Source organism: Streptomyces montanisoli (assembly GCF_017813245.1).
Lineage (GTDB): Bacteria > Actinomycetota > Actinomycetes > Streptomycetales > Streptomycetaceae > Streptomyces > Streptomyces montanisoli.
Genome location: NZ_JAGIQL010000286.1, coordinates 1 through 4,276, shown reverse-complemented (window position 1 = coordinate 4,276; position 4,276 = coordinate 1). Strand labels below are relative to the sequence as shown.

The window sequence follows — 4,276 nt, the reverse complement described above, 5'->3', positions numbered from 1 at the left end:
ACGGGCGGGGCTGAGCCCCAGCGGACCCGCGACGGGGCCGGCCCGGCGGCCGGTGCTGGTGGCGGATGGGGGGCGCGCGCGGGCCCGCGGGCCGTGGGAAGGCCGAGCGAGTGGCGGCGTGCCCCGGGCCGGTGGGTGAGCGCCGGCTCCGACGGCGCGTCGCGCGGGTGACCGTCGTCACGGTGTGAAGGCCCGCGCGTAAAGACTCTTCACATCAAGGTAAAACGTGTGCCGCCCCCGGCCGCCCGCGGTTCTCGAAAACGCCAAATCCTCGCCATTAAATGCCTGGCCACCCTGCATTCCGCTGCGCCCGGGAGTCCACTGGAAGGGTGGAAAGGAGACGGTATGAGCGAGAGTGAAGGTACCGTCGCAGCCCATGAGGCGTATGCCTTCGCCTGCATGAGGTGCGGGCACGGCTGGGAGCAGTCGTTCGACATCGAGCACCACGTCGACGGCAAGGGGGAGCCCTTTGTTGTGTACAAGTCCGGGGGGAAGACCGTTCCCTCCCCGCTGACCAGCCCGAGCTGTCCGACGTGCGAGGCGCACGTCGTGCGGATCATGCGGTCCGGGCGTGTGGCCCGCTACCGGGAGCTGACCCGCTCCTACGGCATGGACGCCGTGGCGAAGCAGCCCGCGGGCAGGCAGCCCGTGCGCGAGGCCGTGCGGGCGGCCCGTACGGAGCGTGCGGAGTCCACCGGCGTGCTCCCCGCGTACGACGCGGGCGCCGAGGTGCCGGAGACGGTCGCTGAGCCGTGGCACCCGCACCTCCCCGAGTTCCTGCGCCACCTCTTCCACCACGAGCACGCGGGACATCCCGGCGGCCGGTGAGGAAGCGGGAGCAGGAGCAGGGGCGGGCCGAGGGTCCGCCGGCGATCCACGACGGAGGGGCACGGGCGCCGGGCTCGTAGGATCGCGCCCATGAGTTCGAACGAGACGCCGCCACCGCTGCCCGAGCCCCTTCGGGTGCCGGTGGCGGACTCCCACACCCACCTGGACATGCAGCGCGGCACCGTCGAGGAGGGCCTGGCCAGGGCCGCGTCCGTGGGCGTGACGACGATCGTCCAGGTCGGCTGCGACCTCAAGGGCTCGCGCTGGGCGGCGGAGACCGCCGCCGCGCACCCGGCCGTCCACGCGTCCGTGGCGCTGCACCCCAACGAGGCGCCGCGTCTCGCGGACCTGGACGACGCGCTCACCGAGATCGACGCCCTCGCCGCGTTCGGCCACGTGCTCGGCGTGGGGGAGACCGGCCTCGACCATTTCAGGACGGGCGAGGAGGGCCGCGAGGCGCAGGAGCGGTCGTTCCGCGCGCACATCGAGATCGCCAAGCGCCACGGCAAGGCGCTCGTCATCCACGACAGGGACGCGCACGCGGACGTCCTGCGGATCCTGGCGGACGAGGGCGCGCCCGAGCGCACGATCTTCCACTGCTACTCGGGCGACGCGGAGATGGCGGAGGTCTGCGCGGCGGCCGGCTACTTCATGTCCTTCGCGGGCAACGTCACGTTCAAGAACGCCCAGCAGCTCAGGGACGCGCTGGCCGTCGCGCCGCGGGAACTCGTACTCGTCGAGACGGACGCGCCCTTCCTCACGCCGGCGCCCTTCAGGGGGCGGCCGAACGCGCCCTACCTCATCCCGGTGACCCTGCGCGCGATGGCCGAGGTGCGCGGGACGGACGAGGACGCCCTCGCGACGGCGGTCGCACAGAACACGGCACGGGCCTTCGGCTACGAGCTTTAGGCTTGAGCGGTGAGTACCACTGAGCCCGCGCTCCTCGGCCCCGGCGACGTCCGCGAACTGGCGGCGGCGCTCGGCGTGCGCCCGACCAAGCAGCGCGGGCAGAACTTCGTCATCGACGCGAACACCGTCCGCAGGATCGTCCGCACGGCGGACGTCGGGCCCCGCGACACGGTCGTCGAGGTCGGCCCCGGGCTCGGCTCGCTGACGCTGGCGCTCCTGGAGAGCGCGGACCGGGTCGTCGCCGTCGAGATCGACGACGTACTCGCGAAGGCGCTGCCCTCGACGGTCGCCGCGCGGCTGCCCGAGCGCGCCGACCGGTTCGCGCTCGTGCACGCGGACGCGATGGACGTGACCGAGCTGCCGGGGCCCGCGCCGACCGCGCTCGTCGCGAACCTCCCGTACAACGTCGCCGTGCCCGTACTGCTGCACATGCTGGAGCACTTCCCGTCCATCGAGCGGACGCTCGTCATGGTGCAGGCCGAGGTCGCCGACCGGCTGGCTGCGGGCCCCGGGTCGCGGGTCTACGGCGTGCCGTCGGTGAAGGCCGCCTGGTACGCGGACGTGAAGCGGGCCGGCGCGATCGGCAGAAACGTGTTCTGGCCCGCGCCGAACGTCGACTCCGGCCTGGTCGCGCTCGTGCGCAGGCAGGCGCCGCCCGCCACGACGGCCACGCGCAAGGAGGTCTTCGCGGTGGTCGACGCGGCCTTCGCGCAGCGCCGCAAGACCCTGCGGGCGGCGCTCGCGGGATGGGCGGGCTCGGCGCCCGCCGCGGAGGCGGCGCTGGTGGCGGCCGGGGTATCCCCGCAGGCGCGGGGCGAGTCGCTGACCGTGGCGGAGTTCGCGCGGATCGCGGAGTGCGGCAAGGCAGGGAAGGCAGGAGAGGCAGGAGAGGCAGGGAAGGCAGGCAGGTGAGCGCGACGGAACGGAGCGCGGCCGCACGCGAAAGCCGTGCGGGCACGCGGGTACGGGCGAGGAAGTACATGCGGACCGAGGACGTACAGGTGCAGGCACAGGTGCGGGTGCGCGTCCCCGCCAAGGTGAACGCGGGCCTCGCGGTGGGCGGCGCCCGCCCCGACGGCTTCCACGACCTGGCGAACGTGTTCCTCGCGGTGGGCCTGTACGACGAGGTGACGGCGACGGCGGGCGCGGCCGGCGAAGGGCCCGTGATCACGTGCGAGGGCCCCGACGCGGCGCAGGTGCCGCTCGACGCGTCGAACCTCGCCGCGCGCGCGGCGCTCGCGCTGGCCGAGCGCCACGGCGTCCCGGCCGACGTGCGCCTGCACATCGCGAAGGACATCCCCGTCGCGGGCGGCATGGCGGGCGGCAGCGCGGACGGGGCGGCCGCGCTGCTCGCGTGCGACACGCTCTGGGGCCTCCAGACGCCGCGCGACGAACTGCTCGCGATCTGCGCCGACCTCGGCAGTGACGTGCCGTTCTCCCTGCTCGGCGGCGCGGCGCTCGGCACGGGCCGCGGCGAGCGCCTGACCGCGCTGCCCGTCGGCGGCGCTTTCCACTGGGTGTTCGCCGTCGCGCACGAGGGGCTCTCGACGCCCCGCGTCTTCCAGGAGTTCGACCGGCTGACGGCCGGCACGGCGGTCCCCGAGCCGGCGGCCGCCCCCGCGCTGCTCTCGGCGCTGCGGGACGGCGACGCCGCCCTGCTCGCGGCCGCCCTCGCCAACGACCTCCAGCCCGCAGCGCTCTCCCTGCGCCCGTCCCTGGCGGAAACGCTGGCCGCGGGCATGGAGGCGGGCGCGCTGGCGTCCCTGGTCTCGGGCTCGGGTCCGACGACGGCGTTCCTGGCGAAGGACGCGCAGACGGCCCACCAGGTCGCCCAGGCACTCCAGGACTCCGGCACCTGCCGCACCACACGCGTAACGACGTCACCGGCGCGCGGCGCGGTCGTGGTGGAAGACATAAGGGCCTGACCAGCGAGCACACCAGCGCCCGCTCCGGCCAGTCCGCACATACGTGTGCGGCCCCGGGCCGCAGGCCGCACACACGACGGCCTCCGGCGCGGGGGCGCGCCCGGCCGCCGGCCCATAGGTGCATCTGGGCGCGAGCGTTGCGCCGACCAGAGGGCGGGCAGGCTTCCCGCGTTCCCGGTCTGCTCCGCCCTGGGGCGCGCCCGCCGCCGCGCGAGTTGGCGGCGGTGTACCGGCCGGTGCGGCAGCGCCCGGCCCGGCCGGTCAGGCCGACACATGCGTGTGCCGCCCCCGGCCGTGGGCCGCACACACGACGGCCCCGGCGCGGCAGTGCGCCCGGCCACCGGCCCGGAGGCGTGTCCGGGCGCGAGCGTTGTGCCGGCCAGAGGGCCGGCGGGCTTCCCGCGTTGACGGTCGTGCCCCGCCCTGAGGCCTGCCCGCCTCGGGCGCCGACCCCGGGCTGCCGCCCGAGGGCCTCCGCTCCTTGCCCGTGCCCGGCGAGCCGGTGGCGGTGGAGTCCCCGGACGCGCCGGCGCCGGGCCGCTGCCGCACGGGCCGCGGCAGCTTGGACTTGAGCGGCGCGACGTCCTCGTCTATGGCGACGAAGACCGAGTTGA

The 4,276-nt window shown here is 75.1% G+C and carries 4 protein-coding genes; all 4 read left to right on the top strand.

The features are described 5' to 3' along the window. Window positions 1–345 precede the first annotated feature (345 nt). The 4 genes from JFN87_RS32190 to JFN87_RS32175 all read left to right on the top strand — a co-directional run bounded on the left by JFN87_RS32190 (window position 346) and on the right by JFN87_RS32175 (window position 3,662). Complete coding sequence (locus JFN87_RS32190; protein ID WP_209345913.1) at window positions 346–828, top strand: hypothetical protein; 483 nt, start codon at window positions 346–348, stop codon at window positions 826–828. Window positions 829–918: 90 nt separating this feature from the next. Then, complete coding sequence (locus JFN87_RS32185; protein ID WP_209345911.1) at window positions 919–1,737, top strand: TatD family hydrolase; 819 nt, start codon at window positions 919–921, stop codon at window positions 1,735–1,737. 9 nt (window positions 1,738–1,746) lie between these two features. After that, complete coding sequence (gene rsmA, locus JFN87_RS32180) at window positions 1,747–2,649, top strand: 16S rRNA (adenine(1518)-N(6)/adenine(1519)-N(6))-dimethyltransferase RsmA (RefSeq protein WP_209345909.1); 903 nt, start codon at window positions 1,747–1,749, stop codon at window positions 2,647–2,649. A 68-nt stretch (window positions 2,650–2,717) separates the two neighbouring features. Beyond that, window positions 2,718–3,662: a 4-(cytidine 5'-diphospho)-2-C-methyl-D-erythritol kinase gene (locus JFN87_RS32175; protein ID WP_209345907.1), complete on the top strand. Its 945-nt coding sequence runs from the start codon at window positions 2,718–2,720 to the stop codon at window positions 3,660–3,662. Window positions 3,663–4,276 lie beyond the last annotated feature (614 nt).

Bases quoted from the DNA above. Each gene is read 5' to 3' on its own strand.
- JFN87_RS32190 (WP_209345913.1), top strand. From the start codon at position 346: ATGAGCGAGAGTGAAGGTACCGTCGCAGCCCATGAGGCGTATGCCTTC.
- JFN87_RS32185 (WP_209345911.1), top strand. From the start codon at position 919: ATGAGTTCGAACGAGACGCCGCCACCGCTGCCCGAGCCCCTTCGGGTG.
- JFN87_RS32175 (WP_209345907.1), top strand. From the start codon at position 2,718: ATGCGGACCGAGGACGTACAGGTGCAGGCACAGGTGCGGGTGCGCGTC.